The sequence below is a fragment of the Clostridium tertium genome (assembly GCF_902652255.1).
GTDB lineage: Bacteria > Bacillota > Clostridia > Clostridiales > Clostridiaceae > Clostridium > Clostridium tertium_A.
This window is the reverse complement of sequence record NZ_CACRTO010000005.1, coordinates 405551-428050: the sequence shown is the minus strand read 5'-3', so window position 1 is coordinate 428050 and position 22500 is coordinate 405551. Positions and strand designations below refer to the sequence as shown.

At 29.6% G+C, this 22500-nt stretch carries 23 protein-coding genes; 22 read left to right on the top strand and 1 reads right to left on the bottom strand.

The window, feature by feature from the left end; all coding sequences use genetic code 11:
* Positions 1-9 precede the first annotated feature (9 nt).
* From GPX08_RS01990 to GPX08_RS01910, 17 genes are all read left to right on the top strand, one after another.
* Positions 10-1377 carry an NCS2 family permease gene (locus tag GPX08_RS01990; protein ID WP_156624886.1) on the top strand — a complete coding sequence of 456 codons (1368 nt, stop codon included), beginning with the start codon at positions 10-12 and terminating at the stop codon, positions 1375-1377.
* Between the two features lie 310 nt (positions 1378-1687).
* Positions 1688-2569 (top strand): YicC family protein, encoded by an 882-nt coding sequence (locus tag GPX08_RS01985; protein ID WP_156624884.1) that lies wholly within the window; start codon positions 1688-1690, stop codon positions 2567-2569.
* 14 nt (positions 2570-2583) lie between these two features.
* Positions 2584-2853 (top strand): DUF370 domain-containing protein, encoded by a 270-nt coding sequence (locus tag GPX08_RS01980; protein ID WP_066893902.1) that lies wholly within the window; start codon positions 2584-2586, stop codon positions 2851-2853.
* Entirely contained in the window at positions 2853-3491 is a 639-nt protein-coding gene (locus GPX08_RS01975; RefSeq protein WP_156624881.1) for a guanylate kinase, read from the top strand. The genes GPX08_RS01980 and GPX08_RS01975 overlap by 1 nt, the downstream gene beginning before the upstream one ends.
* Complete coding sequence (locus GPX08_RS01970; RefSeq protein ID WP_156624878.1) at positions 3472-3696, top strand: DNA-directed RNA polymerase subunit omega; 225 nt, start codon at positions 3472-3474, stop codon at positions 3694-3696. Before GPX08_RS01975 ends, GPX08_RS01970 begins: the two co-directional genes overlap by 20 nt.
* Position 3697: 1 nt before the next feature.
* Positions 3698-4897: a bifunctional phosphopantothenoylcysteine decarboxylase/phosphopantothenate--cysteine ligase CoaBC gene (coaBC, locus tag GPX08_RS01965; RefSeq protein WP_156624875.1), complete on the top strand. Its 1200-nt coding sequence runs from the start codon at positions 3698-3700 to the stop codon at positions 4895-4897.
* 55 nt (positions 4898-4952) lie between these two features.
* A complete protein-coding gene (gene priA / locus GPX08_RS01960) occupies positions 4953-7148 on the top strand; it encodes a primosomal protein N' (protein ID WP_156624872.1) in 2196 nt (731 codons plus the stop codon).
* 13 nt (positions 7149-7161) lie between these two features.
* Entirely contained in the window at positions 7162-7605 is a 444-nt protein-coding gene (gene def / locus GPX08_RS01955; RefSeq protein ID WP_156624870.1) for a peptide deformylase, read from the top strand.
* A 15-nt stretch (positions 7606-7620) separates the two neighbouring features.
* Complete coding sequence (locus GPX08_RS01950; protein ID WP_156624867.1) at positions 7621-8547, top strand: methionyl-tRNA formyltransferase; 927 nt, start codon at positions 7621-7623, stop codon at positions 8545-8547.
* Positions 8548-8576: 29 nt separating this feature from the next.
* The gene (locus GPX08_RS01945; protein ID WP_156624865.1) at positions 8577-9275 is read left to right on the top strand and encodes a peptidase; all 699 of its coding nucleotides are present in this window, start codon (positions 8577-8579) and stop codon (positions 9273-9275) included.
* 11 nt (positions 9276-9286) lie between these two features.
* Positions 9287-10606: a 16S rRNA (cytosine(967)-C(5))-methyltransferase RsmB gene (gene rsmB, locus GPX08_RS01940; RefSeq protein ID WP_156624862.1), complete on the top strand. Its 1320-nt coding sequence runs from the start codon at positions 9287-9289 to the stop codon at positions 10604-10606.
* An 8-nt stretch (positions 10607-10614) separates the two neighbouring features.
* Complete coding sequence (gene rlmN, locus GPX08_RS01935; protein ID WP_156624859.1) at positions 10615-11646, top strand: 23S rRNA (adenine(2503)-C(2))-methyltransferase RlmN; 1032 nt, start codon at positions 10615-10617, stop codon at positions 11644-11646.
* Between the two features lie 15 nt (positions 11647-11661).
* Entirely contained in the window at positions 11662-12387 is a 726-nt protein-coding gene (locus tag GPX08_RS01930) for a Stp1/IreP family PP2C-type Ser/Thr phosphatase (protein ID WP_156624856.1), read from the top strand.
* Positions 12384-14363 carry a Stk1 family PASTA domain-containing Ser/Thr kinase gene (pknB, locus tag GPX08_RS01925; protein ID WP_156624853.1) on the top strand — a complete coding sequence of 660 codons (1980 nt, stop codon included), beginning with the start codon at positions 12384-12386 and terminating at the stop codon, positions 14361-14363. The genes GPX08_RS01930 and pknB overlap by 4 nt, the downstream gene beginning before the upstream one ends.
* A gap of 103 nt (positions 14364-14466) precedes the next feature.
* Positions 14467-15336: a ribosome small subunit-dependent GTPase A gene (gene rsgA / locus GPX08_RS01920; RefSeq protein WP_156624850.1), complete on the top strand. Its 870-nt coding sequence runs from the start codon at positions 14467-14469 to the stop codon at positions 15334-15336.
* Positions 15330-15974: a ribulose-phosphate 3-epimerase gene (locus GPX08_RS01915; RefSeq protein WP_156624847.1), complete on the top strand. Its 645-nt coding sequence runs from the start codon at positions 15330-15332 to the stop codon at positions 15972-15974. Before rsgA ends, GPX08_RS01915 begins: the two co-directional genes overlap by 7 nt.
* 4 nt (positions 15975-15978) lie before the next feature.
* Positions 15979-16614: a thiamine diphosphokinase gene (locus GPX08_RS01910; protein ID WP_156624844.1), complete on the top strand. Its 636-nt coding sequence runs from the start codon at positions 15979-15981 to the stop codon at positions 16612-16614.
* A 210-nt stretch (positions 16615-16824) separates the two neighbouring features.
* On the opposite strand, the gene rpmB is transcribed toward GPX08_RS01910, so the two are convergent.
* Positions 16825-17016 (bottom strand): 50S ribosomal protein L28, encoded by a 192-nt coding sequence (rpmB, locus tag GPX08_RS01905; protein WP_008678335.1) that lies wholly within the window; start codon positions 17014-17016, stop codon positions 16825-16827.
* 237 nt (positions 17017-17253) lie between these two features.
* Here rpmB and GPX08_RS01900 point away from each other — a divergent pair, with 237 nt between their 5' ends.
* From GPX08_RS01900 to coaD, 5 genes are all read left to right on the top strand, one after another.
* Entirely contained in the window at positions 17254-17601 is a 348-nt protein-coding gene (locus tag GPX08_RS01900) for an Asp23/Gls24 family envelope stress response protein (RefSeq protein WP_136004787.1), read from the top strand.
* 11 nt (positions 17602-17612) lie between these two features.
* The gene (locus GPX08_RS01895) at positions 17613-19259 is read left to right on the top strand and encodes a DAK2 domain-containing protein (RefSeq protein WP_156624842.1); all 1647 of its coding nucleotides are present in this window, start codon (positions 17613-17615) and stop codon (positions 19257-19259) included.
* Positions 19260-19344: 85 nt separating this feature from the next.
* On the top strand, positions 19345-21375 hold the full coding sequence (recG, locus tag GPX08_RS01890; RefSeq protein WP_156624839.1) for an ATP-dependent DNA helicase RecG: 2031 nt from the start codon (positions 19345-19347) through the stop codon (positions 21373-21375).
* A 64-nt stretch (positions 21376-21439) separates the two neighbouring features.
* Entirely contained in the window at positions 21440-21994 is a 555-nt protein-coding gene (rsmD, locus tag GPX08_RS01885; RefSeq protein WP_156624837.1) for a 16S rRNA (guanine(966)-N(2))-methyltransferase RsmD, read from the top strand.
* Positions 21995-22009: 15 nt separating this feature from the next.
* Entirely contained in the window at positions 22010-22486 is a 477-nt protein-coding gene (coaD, locus tag GPX08_RS01880; RefSeq protein ID WP_156625010.1) for a pantetheine-phosphate adenylyltransferase, read from the top strand.
* Positions 22487-22500: the final 14 nt, after the last annotated feature.

The window sequence follows — 22500 nt, the reverse complement described above, 5'->3', positions numbered from 1 at the left end:
GGATCAGAAATGGAAAATTCACAAAAGAAACAAGGCTTATTACCTATTCTATCAAACAAAGATGTAAATATTAAAAGAGAAATAATGGCTGGGATTACAACATTCTTAACTATGGCTTATATAGTAGCAGTAAATCCTAACATATTATCTGCAGCTGGAATGCCAGCAGGAGCATTAGTAACTGCTACATGTTTAGCAGCTGCAATAGGATGCATACTAATGGGACTATTTGCTAACCTGCCTTTTGCTTTAGCTTCAGGTATGGGACTTAATGCATTCTTTGCTTTCTCAGTAGTAATTGGTATGGGAATATCATGGGAAATGGCATTAACAGCAGTATTTATTGAAGGTATTATATTTATATTTTTATCATTATTTAAAGTTCGTGAAGCAGTAGTTAATTCTATACCTATGACTATGAAACATGCAGTAACAGCTGGTATAGGTATTTTTATAGCTTTCATTGGAATGGTTGGTTCAGGTTTAGTTATTAATGATGATTCTACATTAGTGAAAATGGGAGAATTTTCACCTACAGTAATGATTGCTTTAGTTGGATTAGTAATTATAGCTGTTTTAGATAAGAAAAAAGTAAAAGGTTCTATATTATTTGGTATTTTAACTAGTACTTTATTAGCTTGGGGATATGCTCTAATTAATCCTGAAGTGGCAACAAATCTTGGTATATACTTACCAGAAGGTGTATTCAAATTTGAAAGTATAGCACCTATAGCTGGAAAAATAGATTTTTCACATTTCTTTACTGCAGAGTCTGCTGGTAAATTAATAGTTGTAGTTTGTACATTCTTATTTGTTGATTTCTTTGATACAGTTGGAACATTAGTAGGTGTTGCTTCAAGAGCAAACATGTTAGATGAAAAAGGAAATGTACCAAATGCAGGTAGGGCTCTATTAGTAGATGCTATTGCTACAACAATTGGAGCAGTTTTAGGAGTTTCTACAGTTACTACATATGTTGAAAGTTCAACAGGAGTTGCAGCAGGTGGTAGAACTGGATATACAGCAATAACAGCAGGTGTTTTATTCTTAATTGCTATGTTCTTCTCACCAATATTTATAGCTATTCCATCATGTGCAACTGCACCAGCTCTAATTTATGTTGGATATTTAATGCTTGGAGCTGTTAAAAACATAGAATTTGATAACATTACAGAAGGCGTACCAGCGTTCATTACTATTTCTACAATGGCATTAACATATAGTATTGGTGATGGTTTAACTTTAGGAATATTATCTTATGTTGTAATTAATTTAATTTACAATGCAATATGCAAAGATGAGAAAAAGAGAACTAAAGTTTCTCCTGTAATGATAGTACTTGCTATAATATTTATATTTAAATTATTATTCTTATAAAAAATATAAAATATATATGATTTTAATTTGATATTTTACTAAAGTTTTAATTTGATTTTAATTTTATGTAATAACATTTAGTTAGATAATTAATTGAAATTAATTATATATAAATTAAAGAGATAACTCTTTTGATTTGTAAATCCCAAAAAAGAAGAAGCAGATAAGGTCTGCTTTTTCTTTTTTTTTATATCAAATGTTAACAATTTGTGAACAAAGCATTGACTTTACTTTGCTCTTAAATTATAGTAGATATGTTCTGAAAATAAGAAATAATTTATATTATGTATAAATAGCTTTGGAGGTATATATGGTTAAGAGTATGACTAGCTTTGGGCGAGCTAGTAATGAGGAAGGAAATAAGTATTTATTTTCTGTAGAAATGAAAAGTGTAAATAGCAGATATTTAGATGTAAATGTTAGAATACCAAAAAGTTATATTTCTTTAGAAGAAGAAATAAGAAAGCTAATTAATTCTAAACTTTCTAGAGGAAAGGTAGATGTATTTATTAATCAAAAGAGTTATTCTCAAAATGATGGAGTTTGTAAGCTTAACTTAAAGCTTGCAGAAAGCTACTACAATGCTTTAAAGGAAATAGAAGAAAATTTAAATGTTAAAAATGATATTACTGTAACACAAATAGCAAGATTTCCTGAAGTAATTAATATAGTAGAAGAAGAGGAATCAATAGATGAAATATGGAATTTGATTAAACCTCTTATTAATTCATCTTTAGATATGATGGAAGTTATGAGAATAACAGAAGGAGAAAAGCTTAAAGAAGATATATTAAAAAAGCTAGTAGAAATAGAAGATATAGTAGTAGAAATTGAGAAAATATCTGATTTAGTTCCAAAAGCCTATAAGAAAAAATTAGAAAGCAGAATAAAAGAATTACTTGACGGAGTAGATATTGATGAAGTAAGAATGGCTCAAGAAATTGCAATAATTTCAGATAAGTCAGCTGTAGATGAAGAAATTACAAGACTTAGAAGTCATTTGAATCAAATGAGACTAACTTTAAATGATGGAGAACAAATAGGAAGAAAGTTAGACTTTATAATTCAAGAAATGAACAGGGAAGCAAATACTATAGCTTCAAAATCAAGTGATATGGATATGACAAACTATGTCATTAACATAAAAAATCTAATAGAAAAAATAAGAGAACAAGTGCAAAATATAGAATAATTAGGAGGAAAATCATGGGAATCAAGTTAATTAACATTGGATTTGGTAACATAGTATCTGCAAATAGACTTGTTGCTATAGTAAGTCCAGAATCAGCACCTATTAAAAGAATAATTCAAGAGGCTAGGGATAGAGGGATGCTTATTGATGCAACCTATGGTAGAAGAACTAGAGCTGTTATTATAACAGATAGTGATCATGTGATTTTATCAGCTGTACAACCTGAAACTGTTGCACATAGATTAGTTGTTAAAGATGAAACAGTAGATGAGGTAGATGAATAATGCAAAGTAATAGAGGGGTATTAATAGTTATTTCAGGTCCATCAGGAGCTGGAAAAGGTACTATTTGTAAGGCTTTATTAGAAAAGCATAAAAATATTTATCTTTCAGTTTCAGCAACTACAAGACACCCTAGAGAAGGTGAAGTTGAAGGAGTTAATTACTATTTCTTAACAAAAGAAAATTTTGAAGAAAAGGTAAGAGAAAATGGTTTTTTAGAATATGCTAATGTACATGGTAATTTCTATGGTACACCTAAAGTAAATGTTGAAAAAATGCTTGATGATGGAAAAGATGTAATATTAGAAATAGATATTCAAGGTGCACTTCAAGTAAAAGAAAACTTTAAAGAAGGCGTATTTATATTTATTCTTCCACCATCTATGGAAGAGTTAAAGCAAAGAATAATTAAAAGAGGAAGCGAAACAGAAGAATCCTTAATGACTAGATTTAAAAATGCATATAAGGAAATTAATTACGTTTCAAAATATAACTATGCAGTAGTTAATGATACTTTAGAAGTAGCAGTCTCTAAAGTGGAAGCAATTATTTCTGCAGAAAAATGTAGAGTAGACAGAATAAAAGAAAATACAATTTTAGATTCTAAGGAGGGCTTAATTCATGAACAACTCTATGATTAATCCATCAATAATGGATTTATTAAATAAGGTAGATGATAGATATTCTCTAGTAATGGTAACATCAAAAAGGGCAAGACAAATAATTAATGGTAGTGAACCATTAGTGGCAACAAAGTCTAAAAAAGCTCTTACTATTGCAATAAATGAAGTAAATGAGGGGGAAGTTGGATTCGAACCAGCTCCTACAAAAGAAGGTTCTAGATAATATGGATAATAAAAGGTGTGTTTGTATAGGAGTTAGTGGAGGGATTGCTGCTTATAAGGCTTTAGATGTTGTAAGTGCATTAAGGAAAAAAGATATTGACGTTAGAGTTATAATGACTGAATCAGCAACAAAGTTTGTAACACCACTTCCATTTCAATCTTTAAGTCAAAATATGGTTACAACTGATATGTTTGAAGAACCAAAAGCTTTTGAAATACAACATATATCTTTAGCCAAGAGAGCAGATATTTTTTTAGTTGCACCAGCTACAGCTAATATTATTGGGAAAGTAGCGAACGGAATTGCAGATGATATGCTTTCAACTACTATTATGGCAACAAGAGCAAAGGTTATATTTGCTCCAGCAATGAATACTAATATGTATGAAAATAAAATAGTTCAATCAAACATAGAAAAACTTAAGGGATTAGGTTATGAATTTATTGAACCAGCATCCGGAAGGCTTGCTTGTGGAGATGAAGGTAAGGGTAAACTTGCAGATGTTAATACAATTGTAGAAAGAGTATTAGATGCACTAGAAAGTAAGGATATTCCTAAAGATTTACTTGGGAAGAAGGTCTTGATTAGTGCAGGACCTACATATTCAAATATAGACCCTGTTAGATTTATTACTAATAGATCTACAGGGAAAATGGGATATTATATAGCAGAAGAAGCAAGAAATAGGGGAGCAGAGGTAACTTTAGTTTCAGGACCTACTAACTTAAAGCCTCCTTCTGGAGTGAAAATTATTAATATTACTACTAATGAAGAAATGAAGAATGCTATATTTGAAAACTTTGAAAATAGCGATATTGTTATTAAGTCAGCTGCTGTAGCAGATTATAAAATAAAGAACTATAGCAATGAAAAAATAAAAAAAGGCGAAGGAGACTTAGTCTTAACATTTGTTAGAGATAATGATATATTAAAACTTCTTGGAGAAAAGAAGAAAAATCAAATCCTTGTTGGCTTTGCTGCAGAGAGTAATAATATACTTGAAAATGCAAAGAGAAAGCTAAAAAACAAGAATTTAGATTATATAGTGGCCAATGATATTACAAGTTCAGATACTGGATTTGGTAGTGATGATAATAAAGTAGTTATCTTTACAAAAGATGGAGAAGAAATTAATTTAGATAAGATGAGCAAAAGAAAAGTTGCTTCAAAAATCTTTGATACTATTTTAAGAAAGCGCTAAAATGCGCTTTCTTTTATATGATGATTAGTAGTACCTAATAAAAGGGTGAGTAAATTTGAAAAAATATGCAGAAATTGTTATTAATAATGATGCCTTAGATATAGATAAACCTTTTACTTATGAAATCCCAAAAGAATTGGAGGGAAAAGTTAAAATTGGTCAATGGGTGAAGGTACCTTTTGGAATAAAGAACTCACTTTCTGATGGATTTGTTATGGCTATAAAAGAAGAACAAGTAGAAGGCATTAGAATTAAGAGTATTAAGTTTATTGCTGAAGAAGAGCCACTTTTAAATGCTGATGATTTAAAAGTAATTGAATTTTTAAAAGAAAATTATCTATGTAGATACATTGATGGGATAAGGCTTTTAATTCCGCAAGGAGTATTAAAAGGTGCAAAAAATAAGATGAAGTTAGTAGTTTCTTCTGGAGTAGTCCCTACAGATGAAATTGAGGAAAAATATAAGGATATATTTGATTTTATACGAAATAATGAAGGTAAGTTTAACAAAAGTGAACTTATTAAAGAAAATGGATTTTCTAGCTATAAGCTTAATAAGCTTATAAAAGAGGGATATTTAAAAGTTTCTGAAGAAATAGTATATAGATATAATGTAAAAGAATATATTGATTATAAAGAGAAATCATTAACTATGGAGCAGATGAATGCACTAGAAACAATAAGAAGTTCAGATAATAATGTGTTTTTACTAAAAGGTGTTACTGGTTCAGGGAAAACTGAAATATATATGCAATTAGTAAAAGATGCAATTAATGAAAATAAGTCTTGTGTAGTTTTAGTGCCGGAAATTTCTTTAACCCCTCAAATGATAGAGAGATTTAAAGGAAGGTTTGGAAAAGAGGTAGCAGTATTCCATAGTAAACTTTCAGATGGTGAAAAATATGATGAATGGTATAGAGTTAAGAGTGGTAAGGCAAAACTAGTAATTGGAGCTAGAAGTGCTTTGTTTCTACCTTTTGTAAACTTAGGACTAATAATAATAGATGAAGAGCATGAAAACACGTACAAATCTGAGCAAAGCCCAAGATATGTTACTAGAGAAGTTGCAGAATATATTAGTATTTTAAAAGATGCAAAAGTTATATTAGGTTCGGCTACTCCATCAATTGAGACTTACTATAGAGCCTTAAGTTCTGAAATTCAATTAGTGGAATTAAATAATAGGGTAGATAATAAGCCTATGCCTAGCATGGAAATAGTTGATATGAGAGAAGAACTTAAAGATGGAAATATTTCTATGTTTAGTAGAAAACTATATCATGAAATGAAGGAAGCTCTAAGTAGAAAAGAGCAGATTATATTATTCTTAAATAGAAGAGGTTTCTCAACCTTTGTTTCATGTAGATCTTGTGGATACGTATTTAAATGTCCTAAATGCGATATTTCAATGACTTTTCACAGAAATGGATATTTGGTATGCCATTATTGTGGTCATGGAGAAGCTCAACCTAAAACTTGTCCGAAGTGTAAAAGTAAATATGTAAAACATTTTGGTGCAGGTACAGAGAGAGTAGAAGAAGAAGTAAAAAAATACTTCAAAGATGCAAGAGTGTTAAGGATGGATATGGATACTACAAGGAATAAAAACTCTCATGAGCATATATATAATTCCTTTAAGAATGGTGAAGGTGATATTTTAATAGGAACCCAAATGATATCTAAAGGATTGGATTTTGAAAATGTAACTTTAGTGGGTATTTTAGCAGCAGATATGTCATTAAATATCCCGGATTATAGAGCGTCTGAAAGAACATTTCAGATAGTAACTCAAGTTGCTGGAAGAGCAGGTAGAGGAGAAAAAGAAGGTAAAGTAGTTATTCAAAGTTATAATCCAACACATTATAGTTTATTATATGCTAGAAACTATGATTATGAAGGATTTTATAATGAAGAATTTACAACTAGAGGTTTGATGTATTACCCACCTTTTGGTAGAATACTATTAATAAATGCGTCTTCTAAAAATGAAAATTCATTAAAGAAGTTTATGATTGATTTAAAGAATGAACTAGAGATAATTGCAATGAATGAAGATAACATCGAAGTTTTAGGACCTGTACCTTGCATTATTTCAAAGATTAAAGATAATTTTAGATGGCAAATAATATTTAAAGGGGATTTATCATTAGTTTTTTGTAAAAAAATTAAAGATAAACTTTATCAATTAAACAAGAATGTATATAATGAAATAAAAGTATATATTGATATTAACCCAAATAACTTGACTTAAGGAGGTAAAATAAATGGCGATTAGAAATATAAGAACAAATGGTGATGAGGTATTAAGAAAACAATGTAAAAATGTTAAAGAAATAACTCCTAGAACCATTAAGTTAATTAAAGATATGGCTGAGACTATGTATGAAGCTGATGGAGTAGGATTAGCTGCCCCTCAAGTTGGAATATTACAAAGAATATTTGTTATAGATGTTTTTGATGATGAAGGGCTTAGAGTATTTATAAACCCAGAGATATTGGAAGTTTCAGGTAGTCAAATAGGAGAGGAAGGCTGTTTAAGTGTTCCGGGAGAATCCTTTGAAGTTGAAAGAGCGAATTATGTTAAAGTAAAAGCTTTTAATGAAAAAGGAGAAGAATTTGTATTAGAAGCTACAGAGCTTTTAGCAAGAGCAATATTACATGAAAATGATCACTTAAATGGAAAATTATTTATTGATTATGTAAAATAACAAAGGAGGATTGACATGAAGATAGTATTTATGGGAACTCCAGAATTTGCAGTACCATCTTTAGAAAAAATTATAGAAACTTTTGATGTTGAGTGTGTCTTTACACAACCAGATAAACCAAAAGGTAGAGGAAAGAAAATGGCTATATCTCCAGTTAAGGAAGTGGCTCTTAAGCATGATATAAAAGTATTGCAACCTATTAAATTAAAAGATGATAGAGAAGCAATTGATTATTTAAAAAGCTTAGAACCAGATTTTATTATAGTAGTTGCCTTTGGTCAAATATTAACTAAAGAGGTATTAGATATTCCAAAGTATGGTTGCATAAATCTTCATGCCTCCTTACTTCCAATGTATAGAGGTGCAGCTCCCTTAAATTGGGCCATAATTAAGGGAGAAAGAAAATCTGGAAATACTACTATGTTAATGGATGTTGGATTAGACACAGGCGATATGCTGCTAAAAGATGAAGTAGATATTCCTTGTGATATGACATCAGGAGAGCTTCACGATATATTAATGGAAAGAGGAGCAGATCTTTTAATTAATACTATAGAAAAGCTAAAAAATAACGAAATTACTCCAATTAAGCAAACTGATGAAACATTTTATGCTAAAATGTTAAATAAAGATATTGCTAAAATAGATTGGAATAATAAAGCAATAGATCTTCATAATTTAATAAGAGGCCTTAATCCATGGCCAGTTGCCTTTACAAATTATGAAGATAAACCAATGAAAATATATAAGTCTAAAGTTTTAAAGGAAAACTCTAATAAAGAACCAGGAACTATTTTAAGTGTAAGTAAAGAAGGAATAAAAGTTTCTACTTTAGAAGATGTACTTTTAATAGAAAAAATTCAATTCCCTAATGGAAAGCCTTTGACTGTGGAACAATATATTAATGGAAATGAAATAAAGGTAAATAATAAGCTAAGTTAACTAAATAGAAATTTAAAGGAGATGGCTATATGTTTTATCCGGGATTTTATTTTGATACAACTTATTTAATTTTAGTCCCAGCTGTAATTATAGCTTTTTGGGCACAAAGTAAAATAGATAATGCTTATAAGAAGTATAGAACTGTAAGAACTGCTAGTGGCGTTACTGGGAGTGAGGTTGCTAGAAGTATTTTAGATGGAGCTGGACTGTTTGATGTAAGAGTTGAGAGATATGGTAAACATTTAGGTGATCATTATGATCCATCATCGAGGGTAATAAGATTATCGCCTGAAGTTTATGATGGTGCGACAGTTGCGGCGGCAGGTATTGCAGCTCATGAATGTGGTCACGCAATTCAACATCAAAATCATTATGCACCTTTAGTTTTAAGAACTAGAATTGCTCCTATAGTTAATATAGGAAGCAATATATCTATATGGTTATTTATGATTGGTATATTTTTAGGTAACCCTCTATTTGCCAATATAGGTATAGTATTCTTTAGTGGGGCTGTTATTTATCAATTAGTAACTTTACCAGTTGAATTTAACGCGTCAACTAGAGCACTTAGTATATTAAAAACAAGAACATTTTTATATGGCGATGAATTAAAAGGAGCACAAAAGGTTCTAGATGCAGCAGCTATGACATATGTTGCAGCTACACTTATGGCTATTTCTCAATTAATAAGATTAATAGCTTTAAACAATAGATATAACGATAATTAAGAGGTATAAGGATGAATAGTAGAAAACTTTCAAGACAAATAGTACAAAGAGTTTTAGAAGAAGGGGCTTATTCTAATTTAGTTTTATCAAAAGAATTAAATAGAGACGATATAGATGAAAAGGATAAGGGGCTTATAACTGAAATAGTTTATGGTACTTTAAGAAGAAAAAGAACCTTAGATGTGCTTATAAGTAATTTTGTTAAAGATATTAAGCTTATAGATTCTACAGTATTAAATATACTTAGAGTAGCGATTTATCAAATGTATTTCCTGGATAAAATACCAGAATATGCAGCTTGCAATGAAGCTGTTGAAGAAGCTAAAGAAGTTTCTTTAGAAGCATCTAAATTAGTAAATGGTATTTTAAGAAATTTCATTAGAGATGAAAAAGAAATAGTTGTTCCAGGAAATAGAATAGATGAACTTGGATATAAGTTCTCTTTTGAACCGTGGATGATAAGGCTTTTTATTAAGCAATATGGCGAAGAAAGAACTATGAAAATAATGGCTGGCTTAAATGAAACACCAAAAGTTACTGTAAGAGTTAATGAATCTAAAGGTGAGTATGATGAAGTTTTTGAAAACCTTGAAGAAATGGGATATAAGATTGAAGAAGGATATGCTTGTCCAGAAGCCATCAAAATAGAAGGTGGAAAAGGTGTTGAAGGTAATGAGTTATTTAAAGAAGGACTTATTACAGTTCAAGATGAAAGTGCAATGCTTGTTGCACCTCTATTAGAAATTAATAAGGGAGAAAAAATCTTAGATTTATGTGCTGCACCAGGAGGAAAAACAACTCATATTGCAGAGTTATTAGATAATACAGGGGAAGTATTAGCTTTTGATTTACATGAAAATAAGTTATCTTTAATTGAGGAAAATGCTAAGAGATTAGGTTTAACTAATATAGTTTGTAAAACTATGGATGCAACTAAACTTAATCCAGATTATATTAGCTATGGAGATAAGGTATTAATTGACGTACCTTGTTCAGGACTTGGAATAATAAGAAAGAAACCTGAAATAAAGTGGAATAAAACAAGACAACAATTAAGAGATTTAGTTGAAATTCAAAGAGATATAATGGAAAATGCATGGCAATATTTAAAACCAGGCGGAACACTATTATATTCTACTTGTACATTAAATAAAGAAGAAAATGAAGATAATTTAAAATGGTTCTTATCTAAACATAGTGATGCAGAAATTGAAAAACTATATATAGGTAATAATAATAATTTTATATACAACGTAGATGGAAGTTTAACTATATTACCAAATGATTCTATGGACGGTTTCTTTATGGGTAAAATAAAGAAGAAAAAATAGGTGATATAATGAATAATATATTAGATTATAGTTTAGAAGAAATTTCTTTATGGATGAAAGAAAATGGAGAAAGTTCTTTTAGAGCTAAACAAGTTTTTACTTGGATTTATAACAATGTTTGGAATTTTGATGATATGAAAAATTTACCTAAGGCTTTAGTAGAAAAGCTTAAGAATAATTTTTACATAGGTGTTCCAGAAGTAATAGAAAAATTTGAATCAACCTTAGATGGTACTAGTAAGATACTTCTAGCTTTTAAGGATGGAAATATAATTGAAAGTGTAATTATGAAATATAATTATGGAAATACAATTTGTATTTCTACTCAAGTAGGTTGTAGAATGGGTTGTAAGTTTTGTGCTTCAACATTAGAAGGAAGAGTTAGAAATTTAACTGCTGGAGAAATTTTATCAGAAGTTATGGTTGCTCAAAAGGTTTTAGGTGAGAGAATTTCTAACATAGTTCTTATGGGAAGTGGAGAACCTTTAGATAACTATGAGAATGTAACTAAGTTTTTAGATTTAGTTAATGCAGAATATGGATTAAATATTGGTCAAAGACACATAACTCTTTCAACTTGTGGGCTTGTACCTAAAATATATGAATTAGCAGATAAAGGATATAGTATTACTCTTGCAATTTCATTACATGCTTTTAATGATGAAACAAGAAGAGAAATTATGCCGATAGCAAATAAATATTCAATTAAGGAAATCTTAGAGGCCTGTGATTATTACTTTAATAAGACTGGAAGACGTATTAGTTTTGAATATTCATTAGTTTCAGGAATAAATGATAGTAAGGAACATGCAAAGTCTCTTGCAAAACTTTTAAAGGGAAGACAATGTCATGTTAATCTTATACCTGTTAATGAAATAAAAGAAAACACTTTAAAAAGACCATCAAAGAAAACAATTGACGATTTTGAAAAAATAGTAAGTGATCATGGACTAGATGTAACAGTTAGAAAAGAAATGGGAAATGATATAAATGCTGCATGTGGCCAATTGAGGAGGAACTTTTTAAAGCTTGAAAAATAAAGGGAGTGGGTACTTGTGATTGGTATAAAAAGTGATCAAGGTAATGTTAGAACATTAAACGAAGATTATGCTGAGTTTTATGAAGATGAAAATTATACGATATGTGTTGTAGCTGATGGTATGGGAGGCCATAATGCTGGTGAAATAGCCAGCAAAACGGCCTCTAAAGCCTTAGTTAAGTATATAAGAGAAAATATGGATTTAAATTTTGCAAAGGATGTTTTAATAAAAGCAATTAAGCATGCTAATTTAAAGGTATATAATCTTTCTCATTGCTCAGAACATTATATAGGAATGGGTACGACTTTAGTTGCCTCTTTAATAACTAAAGATAAAACTTTAATTGCAAATATAGGTGATAGTGCTTGTTATACAATTAAGGATAAAGAAATAAAGAAAATAACTAAAGATCATTCTTTAGTTCAAGAATTATTAGATTCAGGTAGTATCTCTCCTGAACAGGCTAGTAATCATCCTAAGAAAAATGTTATTACAAGAGCTGTTGGAACTGAAGAAGAGGTTGAAATAGATATTTTTGAACTTAATAATGAAGATTATGATTATTTTCTTTTATGTAGTGATGGATTGACTAATGAAGTAAACTTAGAAAAAAAATTATCCTTTAATATTGAAGAAAATCAATTACAGAATATTTGTGAGAAGTTAGTAGAAGAAGCGAAAGCTAATGGTGGAAGAGACAATATAACTGTAATCTTATTTGGAGGAGGGGTGCAAATATGAATGGAATAATTTTAGGCGGAAGATATGAACTATTAGAAAAAATAGGCGAAGGTGGAATGTCAGAAGTCTATAAGGCTAAATGTAATAAGCTAAATAGATTTGTGGCTGTAAAAATTCTTAAAAAGCAATTTGCAGATAATGCTGATATTGCTCAAAAATTTAAAAGAGAAGCTACTGCCATAGCAAATTTATCTGATACTAATATAGTTAATATTTTAGATGTTGGAACTCAAGATGATATTGATTATATAGTTATGGAACTAGTAACAGGGAAAACTCTTAAAGAATTAATAAATTTTAGTGGAAAGCTGTCTTTTAACACCGCTATAAAAATAGCACTTCAAATTGCTAAAGCTTTAGATTGTGCACATAGGAATAATATTATTCATAGAGATATTAAACCACAGAATATATTAGTTACTGAAAGTGGAGAAGTAAAGGTAACAGATTTTGGTATTGCAAAATCAACAGATTCTCAAACTATTACAAATACTACAAGTATTATTGGTTCTGCTCATTATCTTTCACCTGAACAAGCAAAAGGTACTTATATAGATTTTAGATCAGATATCTATTCTTTTGGTATAGTAATATATGAAATGGTAACTGGTAGATTACCTTTTGAAGGTGATTCACCTGTAACAGTAGCTTTAAAGCATCTGCAAGAAGAACCTGTACCTCCTAAAAATATAAATTCTGCTATTCCAGATAGCTTAAATAAATTGATACTTAAGGCAATAGAAAAAGAGCCAATAAAGAGATATCAAAATGCAAAGGAAATGATACAAGATCTTCAAAAAATACAAGAAAATCCTGATGTTGTAATTGGAAATGTTGTAGATACTAATAATGATAGTACTATAATAATGGCACCTATATCTAGCGTTAAAGCAAATAAAAACTCTAGTATAGAAGATGATTATTATGATGATGACTATGATGAAGAATATGATGATGAAGACTACGATGACTATGATGATGATGATGAGAAGCCTAAGAAAAAGAATAAAAACACTAAGAAAAAAATACTTGTATCTATTGGAATTATAGTAGCATTATTACTTTTAGGTTCTATAGGATTCTTTTTAGCAGGTGGCGCTGGTAGTAGTGACATAGTTGTACCTAGTATAGTAGGGAAGACAGTAGATGATGCAAAGAAAGATGTAGAACCTTTAGGAATATCAATAGAAGTAAGTAAAGCAGATAAAAGTGATAAGCCTGAAAATACAATACTTGATAGTGATCCGAAACCTGGAGTTAAGGTTAAAAAAGGAGCTGTAATTAAGGTCGTAGTTTCTGCAGGTGAAGAGTTAGTAGATATGCCTGATCTTAGAGATTATGAAATTACTAATATACTGAACATATTAAAAAATCAAGGCTTCAAGGATCCTGAAATAGTAAAAGATTACGATGATACTATTCCAGAAGGTTATTTAATTAAACAAAGTCCTGAAAAAGGAGAAAAAGTAAGTAAGAACACAAGTATTAAGCTTACTATTAGTAAAGGTCCTGAGTTTATTGAGGTAGATGTACCTAATGTGGAAGATATGACATTAGAAGAAGCTACGTCTATATTAGAAAAAGCAAAATTAAAAGTTGGAGAAGTTAAATACGAACCAACTAGTAATCAAGATCTAGATGGAAAAGTATTTAGACAATATCCTAATTCTGGTACCCTAAAAGAAGGTTCAGAAGTTAATTTGACAGTTTGGCAATTTAAAGAGGAACCAATAGATGTAACTAAGCATTTAAGTAAAGGTATGTCAGTTAAAGAGGCAAGGAAAAAACTTAAAGATTTAGGTTTATCTATTAGCTTTAAAGACGGCTCTTCAAGTGATGATGATGCAATAGTTACAGATTTTACACAAGAAGTTAAAAAAGGTGGAGAAGTAACTCTTACAACAGAAAAGAAACAAAATAATAATGTAAATAATAATGTAAACAATAACGGAAACAATGGAAATAATAATCAATAAATGGGAATCAGCCTAGGGCTGATTCTTTTTTATAAAAATTATTTGCATTTTTTAGGGAAATCTGTTTATTATAATTATGAAGATAAAATTATATGGAGGAATTATGGAAGGAAAAATAATTAAGGGAATTGGTGGGTTTTACTATGTTAAAACTAAAGAAGAAGTAATTGAATGTAAAGCTAGAGGCAAGTTTAGGCATAAAGATCTAAAACCTATGGTAGGTGATAATGTAATTATAAATGTCTCTAATGGAAAAGGTGTAATAGAAGATATATTAGATAGATCTTCTGAGCTTATAAGACCTACTGTTGCAAATGTTACACAAGCTTTTGTAGTTTTTGCAATTAAAAATCCAGATATTAATTTTGACCTTTTAAATAGATTCTTAATTTTATGCGAACATAATAATATTAAGTCCATAGTATGCTTAAATAAAGAAGATTTAGCAACTAATGAAGAAAAGGAAGAAGTTAAAAAGAAAATAAATGATATAGGATATGATGTATTATTTATTAATGCAAAGAAGGCTATAGGAATAGAACTATTAAAAGAAAGATTAGAATCAGAAGTAACTGTCTTATGTGGACCTTCAGGTGCAGGAAAGTCAACTTTAATTAATACTCTTATTGATAGAAGTCATATGGAAACAGGGGCAGTATCTGATAAAATAGGAAGAGGTAAGCATACAACTAGGCATAGTGAGCTTATTGAAATCGAAAATGGATATTTAGTAGATAGTCCAGGTTTCTCAAATATAGATATTAGTTTTATTGATAAAGATGAACTTAGATATTGTTTTCCAGAGTTTGAAGACTATAATCATAATTGTAAGTTTAGAGGATGCCTTCATAATAAGGAACCCCAATGTGCGGTTAAGGCTGCAGTAGAAGAAGGCAAAATAAATGAATATAGATATAATTTTTATATTAGAATATTGGAAGAGTTATTAGACGGGAGGAAGAACAAATGGTAAAAATATCACCATCAATATTATCAGCTGATTTTTCAAAGTTAGGTGAAGAAATAATAAAAGTAGATAAGGCAGGTGCGGATTTCATTCATATAGATGTAATGGATGGGATTTTTGTTCCTAATATTACTATAGGTTTACCAGTAATTAAGGCTATAAGAGATAAAACTAAAAAAGTTTTTGATGTTCATTTAATGATAGAAAATCCATCAAGATACATAGATGAGTTTGTTGAAGCAGGTGCTGATATAATAACTATACACTATGAAGCTGAAAAGCATATAGATAGAGCTATAGATTATATTAAATCAAAAGGAGTAAAGGCTGGAGTTTCATTAAATCCAGGGACTCCGACATCAGTATTAAAAGATATAATTGAAAAGTTAGATTTAGTGCTGATAATGTCCGTAAATCCTGGGTTTGGAGGTCAAAAGTTTATTCCATACTCAATTAACAAGATAAAAGAAGTTAAAGAAATGAGCTTAGGTGTAAATAAAGATTTACTTATTGAAGTAGATGGTGGAGTAGATAGAAATAATTCTAAGGTTATTGTTGAAGCAGGAGCAAATGTATTAGTTGCAGGATCTGCAATATTTGGTGATGGAAAGCTTAAAGAAAATATTGAAGCTATTAGAGGGTAAGGAAATGAAGGTAGTAATTGTTTCAGGTGGTAAGGCTCCCTCCAAAGAGGTTTTATTAAGGGAAGTAGAAGATGCTAACTTAATAATAGGAGCAGACAAAGGATGTGAGGCCTTATACAAATATGATATTACACCTGATGTTATTTTAGGGGACTTTGATTCTGCTGATATGAGAATTATAGACGCTATTGAAAAGAAAGCAAAAAAGAAAATAAGATTTAAAAGAGAAAAAGATTATACAGATACAGAAATTGCTTTTAATCTAGCTTTACAAAATAATCCAGATGAAATAGTACTTTTAGGGGCAACAGGGACAAGATATGATCATTCTCTAAGTAATATTGGTCTTTTAAAGAAGGCTTTAGCAAAAGATATTAATGCTAGAATTATAGACGATAATAATATAATGTTTTTAACAGATAAAGATATATTATTAAAAGGTAATCCAGGAGATACTATTTCATTCCATGCATACAGTGATGAAGTTAAAAACTTTACTATTAAAAATTCGAAATATGATTTAAATAATCATTTATTAAAATTAGGTGATAGTTTAACAACTTCAAATGAATTCGTAGGAGAATATATAGATATATCATTTGATAGTGGAATAATATTAGTACTTTATACAAAAGATTAAAATATTTAATCACTGATTTTATATCTCTGCATACAATGTATATATAAACAAGACATTAATGGGGGATATTAATGAAAATAATAGCAATAAAATTACCTAGATTTCTATCTAATCTTATAAAGTTTTTTAGAAGAAAAAGATAATACATATGAAAAAAATAAATAAAATAAAAAATGCAATTGTTAAATCAATTGCATTTTTTATTTGAACTTATATTGCTCTTTGAACCTTACCAGATCTAAGGCATCTTGTACATACATGAACTGTCTTTGGTGTTCCATTAACTAAAGCCTTTACTCTCTTTATGTTAGGAGCCCAAGTTCTCTTTGATTGACGATGTGAGTGGGAGTATTGAGTTCCAGATACAACCCCTTTATTACATACTTCGCATCTTCTTGCCACTTGAAAACACCTCCTTATTTGTGAAGATAATTTCTCTTCAATAGGACAGATTAAATTTTAACATAGTATATACAATAAAAGCAAGGAAAAATCATAAAAAAGTAAAAAAACTTTTAAATTAGACATTTTCATATATTTTTATAAATCTTCATATAATAAGCTATGTAATATTTACTTGAATAATAAATAAAGGTAATATAAAATAGATGGTATAGATATATATAAGGAGGATTCTGTATGGTAGGATATTCAAATGAACTTGGAAATATACATTACTCTGAAGAGGTGCTTGCTAAAATAGTAGGTTTATCTACTATGGAGTGCTATGGAGTAGTTGGTATGGTTTCTAAGAACGCAACTGAAGGACTATGGGAATTAATGAGAATAGAAAATTTAAGCAAAGGCGTAAAGTTAAAAGTTAATGAAGATAAATTAGTAGTTGAATTATTTGTTATGGTTGAATATGGAACAAAAATTTCAGAAATAGCAAATAACATTATACAAAAGGTGCGCTATAGTGTGGAAAACTTTACTGGATTAAAGGTTTCATCTGTTACAGTAAATGTTCAAGCAGTTAGAGTCTAGGAGGTAAAAAGATGAAATATCAGACAATAAATGGCCATGATTTTTTTAACATGGTTGTTAATGCTAGCAATAGATTATTAGAAGAAAGCGAATATGTTAATGCTTTAAATGTATTCCCTGTTCCAGATGGAGATACAGGTACTAATATGTCAGCTACTTTTAAATCAGCAGTAAAAGAAATAGAAGGCTTAAATTCTAGTTCTATTGGAGAAACTTCAAAGAAGCTAGCTAAAGGAGCTTTAATGGGAGCTAGAGGTAACTCAGGAGTTATCTTATCTCAAATATTAAGAGGTATTTCTAAGGGATTAGAGGGTAAGGAAGAAGTAGATGCTGTTGAACTTGCTATTGCTTTTAAAGAAGGAAGCAATGCTGCTTATAAAGCAGTTATGAGACCGACTGAAGGAACAATTTTATCTGTTATAAGAGCAGCAGCAGAAGCAGCAATTGAAACAGATAAAAAAGACATCGTAGAACTATTGAATGTCATAGTAACTGAAGCAAAGGTTATGCTTGATAAAACCCCAGAATTATTACCAGCATTAAAGAAGGCTAAGGTAGTAGATTCAGGTGGGATGGGATTATACATCATTTTAAATGGTATGTATGATGCACTAAAAGATGATATTAAGGCAGAAATTAAAGATATTAAGCCATCTGAAGCTAAGATGCAAGGTGCTCAAGGAACAGAAGATATTGATATTAAATTTGGTTACTGCACAGAGTTTATTATTTTAGCAGATGCAAATCATGCAGAAAAGTTTAGAGATGACATAACACCTATGGGTGACTCTCAAGTAGTAGTTGGATATGAAGATGTAATAAAGGTTCATATTCATACTAATGACCCAGGTGCAGTATTAGCTAAAGCTGTTAAACTAGGTGAATTATCTAAGATAAAGATAGATAATATGAGAGAAGAACATAGAGAAGTTCTTTTAAGCAAAGAAGAATATAAGCTTAAGGATGTAAAGCCAGAAGTAGCTGCAGAAGCAGAAGAAACTAAAAAGTATGCTTTCGTTGCTGTTGCAATGGGAGATGGTATTACAAATATATTTAAAGATTTAGGTGTAGATTATGTAATTGAAGGCGGTCAAACTATGAATCCTTCAACACAAGATATAATGGAATGTATAGCTAACTTAAACGCTGAGAATATTTTTGTTCTTCCAAATAATAAAAATATAATAATGTCTGCAAATCAAGCAGCTGAAATTTCTGATAAAAATGTTATTGTAATTCCTACTACTTCAATACCTCAAGGAATAACTTGTGTAACAATGTTTAACCCTGAAAATGAAGTAAATGAGAATGAAGAAGCTTTAAAAGAAGCTATGGAAATGGTTAAGACAGGTTCCGTAACATATGCTGTAAGAGATACAGAAATGGATGGAATTGAAATAAAAGAAGGCAACATGCTTGGTTTAGTAGAAGGAAAAATTAAAAAAGTTGGAGAAGACTACTGTAATGTAGCTGAAGAAGTATTAGAAGAAATTGTAGATGAAGATAGTGAACTTATTACTATTTTCTATGGTAGTGATGTTTCAGAAGAAGAAGCTGAAAGATTTACTGAAAAGTTAGAAGAAAAGTATCCTGATTTAGATGTTCAATGCTATCAAGGTGCTCAACCTCTTTATTACTTCTTATTATCTGTAGAATAATTAAAGGCACAAGTTACTACTTTATTTACATAAGTGGCAACTTGTGCTTTAATATTTAGCGTATATATAAATTTGAGGTGATGAAATGGATATAAAAATGGAAGTATCCACCTTAAAGGGAGTAGGTCCAAAATTAACAGAAAAACTAAATAAGTGTGGTATTTTTACTATTTATGATTTACTCTTATACTTTCCAAGAGATTATGAGTTTATAAAAAGCGATGTAGCTTTTGATGAAATAGATGGAGAAGAAAAGCAAATCTTATCTTGTAGAGTTATTGGGTATGATAGAGATATTAAAACTAAAAATGGTAAGACTTTAACTACAATAAAATTTGATTATAATGGACATATTGTTCTTGGTAAGTGGTTTAATCAAAAATATATCAAAAATACTTTTAAAATGAATAATACATATGATTTAGTAGGGAAATTTAAAAAGAATGGTAAAATGCTAGAAGTTATTAATCCAATGGTTGGGTGTAATGATGCGAAAAAAAGTGAAATTATACCTAAGTATCCTTTAAAGGGAGACTTAAATGATAGAGTAATAGCAAAACTTATTAATGAGGCTTTAGATAAGGTTATTATTACTGACAATTTACCAAAATCTATTTTAGATAAATATAATTTATTAGACTTAGATACATCTCTTAGAGAAATTCATTTTCCAAAAGGGAAGGCTGAATTAACTAATTCTGTGAATAGGCTTAAATTTCAAGAGTTATTCACATATTCTATGAAGCTTTTACTATTAAAAAACAAGTTAAGAAGTAATGATGGAATAACATTTCAGTGGCATGATGATTTAGTTAAATTAAAGGAGTCTCTTCCTTTTAAGTTAACAGATGCTCAAACTAATGTTGTAAGAGATATTTTAAGAGATCAAAAGAGCAAGTACTCTATGAATAGATTAGTCCAAGGAGATGTTGGTAGCGGAAAGACTATAGTTGCTTTAATTGCAATATTTAATGTTATAAAGAATGGGTACCAAGCAACTTTAATGGCACCCACAGAAATATTAGCTAACCAGCATTATGCAGAAGCTTTAAAAATATATAAGGACTTTGATATTAAGGTAGAACTTTTAACAGGTAGTACTAGCGCTAAAGAAAAGAAAAGAATTAAGGAACTTATTTCTGACGGAACACCATTATTAGTAGTAGGAACTCACGCTTTAATACAAGAAGATGTAGATTTTTCTAATCTTGGATTAGCTATTACTGATGAACAACATAGATTCGGAGTTGAGCAAAGAAATAAGTTAATAAATAAGGGAAGAAGACCTGATGTTTTAGTTATGACAGCAACACCTATTCCTAGAACTCTTGCGTTATATATGTATTCAGATTTAGATGTCTCTATAATTGATAAACTTCCACCTGGAAGAAAGAAAATAGATACGAGGTTTTATACTGATAAGAATAGAAGAGAAGCTTATGAACTGGCTTTAAATGAAATTAATTTAGGAAGACAGGTTTATATAGTATGCCCATTAATTGAAGAAAATGAAAAAATGGAATTAAATTCTGTTGAAAAGCTTTATGAAGAGTTAAAAGATGATGTCTTTAAGAATGTCAGTGTAGAAATACTTCATGGAAAGATGAAGCCTAAAGAAAAAGATGAGATAATTAATTCTTTTAAAGAAGGTAAAGTGAAAGTTATAATTTCAACTACTGTAATTGAAGTAGGTGTTAATGTGCCTAACGCTTCAGTTATGATTATCGAAAACTCAGAAAGATTTGGATTAGCACAGCTTCACCAATTAAGAGGAAGAGTTGGAAGAGGAGAATATGCTTCTTATTGTATTCTTATAGGTAAAGCAAATAATAATAAGACTAAAAAAAGGATGGAAATAATGACATCTTCTACTGATGGATTTTTCATATCAGAGCAGGACTTAAAATTAAGAGGTGCTGGTGAAATGTTTGGACTTAGACAAAGTGGTGATATAGGATTAGTATTAGCAGATATATATGAAGACATTGATATATTAAAATGTGCAAGACATGAAGCAAGCAATTTAATATCTTCAAAAGAATTGGAAAATGTAAAACTTTGTATAGAAATATCTAAATCTATTGAAAGATATAGTCGATATATTTGTTTTAATTAAAAAAATTGTATATAAATTAATATTATGATAAAATTGAAATAATAATAGCTAAGGAGGAAACTACATGAGGATAATAGCAGGTAAGGCTAGAGGAAGAAAGCTAATTCCGCCCGAAACTATGGAGACTAGACCAACGTTAGATAGAGTAAAAGAAGCTATGTTTAGTATAATTCAAAATTATATACAGGATTCAATTGCTTTAGATGTTTTTGCAGGAACAGGTAGTCTTGGACTTGAAGCAGCAAGTAGAGGAGCAAAGGAAGTATATTTAGTAGATAAAAGTAATACTACATATCCTTTATTAGAAAAAAACATAGATAGTTTAAAGTTCAATGATTTTTGTTTTCCATTAAATATGGATTCTTATGAAGCTTTAAAAACTTTAAGTAAAAAAGGTAAGGTTTTTGATATAATTTTTATTGATCCACCATATTGTAAGGAAATGATACCAAAGGCAATAGAAATAATTAAAGAAAATAATATGTTAGATAAAGATGGAATAATCGTAACTAAGATTGATTCAATAGAAGAAATATATGAGGGATATAAAGATATACAAATAGTTAAAAGTAAAAAATATGGTAACACTACAGTATGCTTATATAAATATGAGGAGTAATAAAAGGTGAGAGATATGAATATTGCAATTTATCCAGGAAGTTTTGATCCTGTTACTAATGGACATTTAGATATAATCGATAGAGGTGCTAAAATTTATGATAAGCTTATTGTGGCTGTTTTAGTTAATGTTGATAAGAAATGTTTATTTAGTATTGATGAAAGAGTTGAACTTATAAAAAGAGTAACGAAAGATTTAGATAATGTAGAGGTTTTAAGTTTTGAAGGTTTACTAGTAGACTTTGCTAGATTACATAATTCTAAAGTTATTTTGAAAGGTCTTAGAACAATGTCTGATTTTGAGTATGAGTTTCAAATGGCACTTATGAATTCAAAATTGAATCCAGATATTGAGACAGTATTTATGATGACGTCTTCAGCATATTCTTATGTTAGTTCATCTTCAGTAAAGCAAGTTGCAAAATTTGGAGGGTCAATTAATGGCCTAGTTCCAGAAGAATTAATAGATGAGGTTATGGATAAGTTTGAATAATTATATAGAGGGGG